General features: G+C 51.1%; 1 protein-coding gene. It reads left to right on the plus strand.

Annotation, left to right across the window (positions count from 1 at the left end):
- A partial coding sequence (locus ACNQO6_RS05860) for an Ig-like domain-containing protein (protein WP_440208367.1) occupies positions 1-6,657 on the plus strand: 6,657 nt, incomplete at both ends.

Consider the following 6,657-nt stretch of genomic DNA (forward strand, 5'->3'; position numbering starts at 1 on the left):
CGACCGTTGTTACACTTGTGATTAATGGCGTGACCTATACCGCAACTGTAGATGCCGCAACAGGAAAGTGGACGGCAGATGTGGCAGGTAGTGACTTGTTGGCAGATAGCGATAAGACTATTGATGCGAAAGCGACTTTCACTGACGCCGCAGGTAATAGCAGCAACGTAACCGATAGTCAGGTCTATACAGTAGATACCACAGCACCAGACAATACCGGTGCAACCCTGACCATTGATGGTGTAACTGCAGACAATGTCCTCAACGCCGCTGAATCAGCTGGCACAGTGACTGTGACAGGTACATTAACCGGTATTCCAGCAGATGCAGCTACGACCGTTGTTACACTTGTGATTAATGGCGTGACCTATACCGCAACTGTAGATGCGGCGACAGGTAAGTGGACGGCAGATGTGGCAGGTAGTGACTTGTTGGCAGATAGCGATAAGACCATTGATGCGAAAGCGACTTTCACTGATACAGCCGGTAACAGCAGCAACGTAACCGACACCCAAGTCTATACAGTGGATAGCACTGGTCCGGACAACAGCACGACCACGATTACCATTGACCCGATTGCGGGCGATAATGTTGTTGATTCAACTGAAGCAGGTGCCAGTCAAGTCATCAGCGGTAAAGTCACGGGTGAATACCGTGTTGGTGACGTAGTTACCGTCAATGTGAATGGCATCAATATTACAACCACTGTTCAGACAGGTGGCTTGTGGAGTATCACAGTCGACGGTGGTCAACTGGTTCTAGATGCAGATAAAACCATTAATGTGACTATTCAGGCAACAGATGCCGCCGGTAATGTGGGTAGTGTAACGGCTGATGCGACCTACACAGTCGATATCACCACGCCTGTTGTGGTGATTAATCCAATTGCGGGCGATAACGTTCTGAATGCAACAGAAGCTGGTGTCAATCAAATCATTAGCGGTTCAGTGGTTGGCAGCTTTACTGTTGGAGATAAAGTCACTGTCAATGTGAATGGTACAGATTACACCACTACTTTGGATAACAATGGTAACTGGAGTATTGAGGTTGCTGGCACTGAGCTAACAACAGATGCGGATAAAACCATTAATGTGACTGTAGATGTAACTGGCGTTGGTCCTGTTACTGCAGATCATACTTATACGGTTGATACAACAGCCCCTGACAACAGTACAACGACGATTACAATTAATCCGGTTGCGGGTGACAATATTCTGGATTCAACAGAAGCAGGCACAGATCAAACGATTAGTGGTAGCGTAACAGGCGAATATAAAGTTGGTGACGTCGTTATTGTCAACGTCAATGGCGTGGATATCACGACAACGGTTCAGACGGGTGGTGTATGGAGTATTACAGTTGACGGTGGTCAACTGGCGCTTGATACAGACAAAACCATTAATGTAACTATTCAGGCAACAGATGCCGCAGGTAACGTGGGTAATGTCACTGCAGACATTACTTATACCGTCGATATCACCACACCAGTTGTAGTGATTAACCCGATTGCTGGGGATAATATTGTTAACGCAGCTGAAGCGGGTGTCGATCAAACCATTAGTGGTTCAGTGGTTGGCAGCTTTACTGTGGGAGATAAAGTCACTGTCAATGTGAATGGCACAGACTACACGACAACCTTGCAAACAGGTGGTACATGGAGCGTCACTGTTCCAGGTAGCGATTTGACTGCAGATACAGACAGTAAAATCAATGTAACAGTTGAAGTTACAGGTGTTGGACCAATCAATGCTGATCAAAGCTATACAGTAGATACCAATGCACCAGATACGACAGGTTCGGTATTAAGCATTAATGACGTAACTGCCGATAATGTATTGAATGCTGCAGAATCAGCAGGCACTGTGACCATCACAGGTACTTTAACGAATATTCCGGCCGATGCCGCAAGCACGGTTGTTACGCTTGTAATTAATGGCGTGACTTATACTGCAACCGTAGATGCAGCGACAGGTAACTGGACAGCCGATGTTGCTGGTAGCGACCTGTTGGCCGATGGCGATAAAACCATTGATGCCACAGCGACCTTCACCGATGCAGCAGGTAACAGCAGCACAATCACTGATACGCAAGTCTATACAGTGGATACCACAGCACCAGACAATACAGGTGCAACCCTTGCGATTGATGATGTGACTGCGGACAACGTCCTCAACGCAGCAGAATCAGCTGGCACAGTGACAGTAACAGGTACCTTAACCGGTATCCCTGCAGATGCAGCAACCACAGTGGTGACACTGGTCATCAATGGCGTGACTTACACTGCAACCGTAGATGCAGCGACAGGTAACTGGACAGCCGATGTGGCAGGTAGTGACCTGTTGGCCGATGGCGATAAAACCATTGATGCCACAGCGACCTTCACCGATGCAGCAGGTAACAGCAGCACAATCACTGATACGCAAGTCTATACAGTGGATACCACAGCACCAGACAATACAGGTGCAACCCTTGCGATTGATGCGGTGACTGCGGACAACGTTCTTAACGCAGCAGAATCAGCGGGCACAGTGACAGTAACAGGTACCTTAACCGGTATCCCTGCAGATGCAGCAACCACCGTGGTGACTTTAGTCATCAATGGCGTGACTTACACTGCAACCGTAGATGCAGCGACAGGTAACTGGACAGCCGATGTGGCAGGTAGCGACCTGTTGGCCGATGGCGATAAAACCATTGATGCCACAGCGACCTTCACTGATGCAGCAGGCAACAGCAGCACAGTGACTGACACCCAAGTCTATACAGTGGATACCACTGGTCCGGACAACAGCACGACCACCATTACCATCAATCCGATTGCAGGCGATGGCATTGTAGATTCAGGCGAAGCCGCAACCAATCAAACCATCAGCGGTACGGTAACCGGTGAATACACCGTGGGTGACGTGGTTACGGTCAACGTCAATGGCGTAGACATCACCACCACAGTACAAACCGGTGGCTTATGGAGCGTGACCGTTGATGGCGGACAGTTAGTGCTTGATGCAGACAGCACCATCAATGTCAGCATTACGGCAACAGATGCCGCAGGTAACACCGGAACTGTGACAGCAGATGCCAGCTACACCGTGGATATCACCACACCAGTGGTGGTGATCAACCCGATTGCAGGCGATAACACCGTTAACGCAGCAGAAGCGGGTGTGGACCAAACGGTCAGCGGTGCAGTTGTAGGCGACTTCACTGCAGGTGATGCAGTGACGGTTGTGGTCAACGGCAACAATTACAACACCACAGTACAGGCGGATGGTACATGGAGCGTGACCGTTCCAGGTAGCGATTTGACTGCTGATGCAGACAGCACCATTGAAGTGACCGTGAATGTAACAGGTACAGGTCCGGTCAGTGCAGATCACAGCTATGTTGTGGATACCACTGCACCAGATACCACAGGTAGCACACTGACTGTTGCGCCAGTAACTGCGGACAACGTTCTTAACGCAGCAGAATCTACTGGCACAGTGACAGTAACAGGTACCTTAACTGGTATCCCTGCAGATGCAGCAACCACAGTGGTGACTTTAGTCATCAATGGCGTGACTTACACTGCAACTGTAGATGCAGCGACAGGCAACTGGACAGCGGATGTGGCAGGTAGTGACCTGTTGGCCGATGGCGATAAAACCATTGATGCCACAGCGACCTTCACCGATGCAGCAGGTAACAGCAGCACAGTGACTGACACGCAAGTGTATACAGTGGATGTGACTGCACCGAATGCCCCAGAGATTGATCCGGTCAATGGCACCGATCCAATCACCGGTACGGCAGAACCAGGTTCAACCGTGACTGTGACCTTCCCGGATGGCAGCACCGTTGATGTGGTGACTGATCCGGTAACAGGCGAATGGACTGTACCAAACCCAGGCGGTCTGGTGGATGGTGATACCATCACTGCGATTGCCACCGACCCTGCAGGTAACCCATCTGTACCAGGTACAGAAACCGTCGATGCGACCCCACCAAATCCAGCGGGTGCAACCCTTGCGATTGATGCGGTGACTGCGGACAACGTGTTGAATGCAGCTGAATCAACAACAACCATTACTGTGACAGGGACCTTAACCGGTATCCCAGCAGATGCAGCAACCACAGTGGTGACACTCCTCATCAATGGTGTGACTTACACTGCAACTGTAGATGCAGCGACAGGCAACTGGACAGCGGATGTGGCAGGTAGTGACCTGTTGGCCGATGGCGATAAAACCATCGATGCCACAGCGACCTTCACCGATGCAGCAGGTAACAGCAGCACAGTGACGGATACCCAAGTCTATACAGTGGATACCACTGGTCCGGACAACAGCACGACCACCATTACCATCAATCCGATTGCAGGCGATGGCATTGTAGATTCAGGCGAAGCCGCAACCAATCAAACCATCAGCGGTACAGTAACCGGTGAATACACGGTTGGTGACGTGGTTACGGTCAACGTCAATGGCGTAGACATCACCACCACAGTACAAACCGGTGGCTTATGGAGCGTGACCGTTGATGGCGGACAGTTAGTACTTGATGCAGACAGCACCATCAATGTCAGCATTACGGCAACAGATGCCGCAGGCAACACCGGTACTGTGACAGCAGATGCCAGTTACACCGTGGATATCACCACACCAGTGGTGGTGATCAACCCGATTGCAGGCGATAACACCGTTAACGCAGCAGAAGCGGGTGTGGACCAAACGGTCAGCGGTGCAGTTGTAGGCGACTTCACTGCAGGTGATGCAGTGACCGTTGTGGTCAACGGCAACAATTACAACACCACAGTACAGGCGGATGGTACATGGAGCGTGACCGTTCCAGGTAGCGATTTGACTGCTGATGCAGACAGCACCATTGAAGTGACCGTGAATGTAACAGGTACAGGTCCGGTCAGTGCAGATCACAGCTATGTTGTGGATACCACTGCACCAGATACCACAGGTAGCACACTGACTGTTGCGCCAGTAACAGCAGACAACGTTCTTAACGCAGCAGAATCTACTGGCACAGTGACAGTAACAGGTACCTTAACCGGTATCCCGGCAGATGCAGCAACTACAGTGGTGACACTGCTTATCAATGGCGTGACTTACACTGCAACTGTAGATGCAGCGACAGGTAACTGGACAGCTGATGTGGCAGGTAGTGACCTGTTGGCCGATGGCGATAAAACCATTGATGCCACAGCGACCTTCACCGATGCAGCAGGTAACAGCAGCACAATCACTGATACGCAAGTCTATACAGTGGATGTGACTGCACCGAATGCCCCAGAGATTGATCCGGTCAATGGCACCGATCCAATCACCGGTACGGCAGAACCAGGTTCAACCGTGACTGTGACCTTCCCGGATGGCAGCACCGTTGATGTGGTGACTGATCCGGTAACAGGCGAATGGACTGTACCAAACCCAGGCGGTCTGGTGGATGGTGATACCATCACTGCGATTGCCACCGACCCTGCAGGTAACCCGTCTGTACCAGGTACAGAAACCGTCGATGCGACCCCACCAAATCCAGCGGGTGCAACCCTTGCGATTGATGCGGTGACTGCCGATAACGTTGTGAATGCAACTGAGGGTGCAGGCAATGTCACGATTACAGGTACCTTAACCGGTATCCCAGCAGATGCAGCAACCACCGTGGTGACCCTGGTTATCAATGGCGTGACTTACACTGCAACTGTAGATGCAGCAACAGGTAACTGGACAGCGGATGTGGCAGGTAGTGACCTGTTGGCCGATGGCGATAAAACCATCGATGCCACAGCGACCTTCACCGATGCAGCAGGTAACAGCAGCACAGTGACTGACACGCAAGTCTATACAGTGGATACCACTGGTCCGGACAACAGCACGACCACCATTACCATCAATCCGATTGCAGGCGATGGCATTGTAGATTCAGGCGAAGCCGCAACCAATCAAACCATCAGCGGTACGGTAACCGGTGAATACACCGTGGGTGACGTGGTTACGGTCAACGTCAATGGCGTAGACATCACCACCACAGTACAAACTGGTGGCTTATGGAGCGTGACCGTTGATGGCGGACAGTTAGTGCTTGATGCAGACAGCACCATCAATGTCAGCATTACGGCAACAGATGCCGCAGGTAACACCGGAACTGTGACAGCAGATGCCAGCTACACCGTGGATATCACCACACCAGTGGTGGTGATCAACCCGATTGCAGGCGATAACACCGTTAACGCAGCAGAAGCGGGTGTGGATCAAACGGTCAGTGGTGCGGTTGTAGGCGACTTCACTGCAGGTGATGCAGTGACAGTTGTGGTCAACGGCAACAATTACAACACCACCGTACAGGCGGATGGTACATGGAGCGTGACCGTTCCAGGTAGCGATTTGACTGCAGATGCAGACAGCACCATTGAAGTGACCGTGGATGTAACAGGTACAGGTCCGGTCAGTGCAGATCACAGCTATGTTGTGGATACCACTGCACCAGATACCACAGGTAGCACACTGACTGTTGCGCCAGTAACTGCGGACAACGTTCTTAACGCAGCAGAATCTACTGGCACAGTAACAGTGACAGGTACCTTAACTGGTATCCCTGCAGATGCAGCAACGACAGTGGTGACTTTAGTTATCAATGGCGTGACTTACACTGCAACTGTAGATGCAG

Origin of the sequence: Acinetobacter calcoaceticus, assembly GCF_051947995.1 — a bacterium.
In the GTDB taxonomy this organism is placed as follows: Bacteria; Pseudomonadota; Gammaproteobacteria; order Pseudomonadales; family Moraxellaceae; genus Acinetobacter.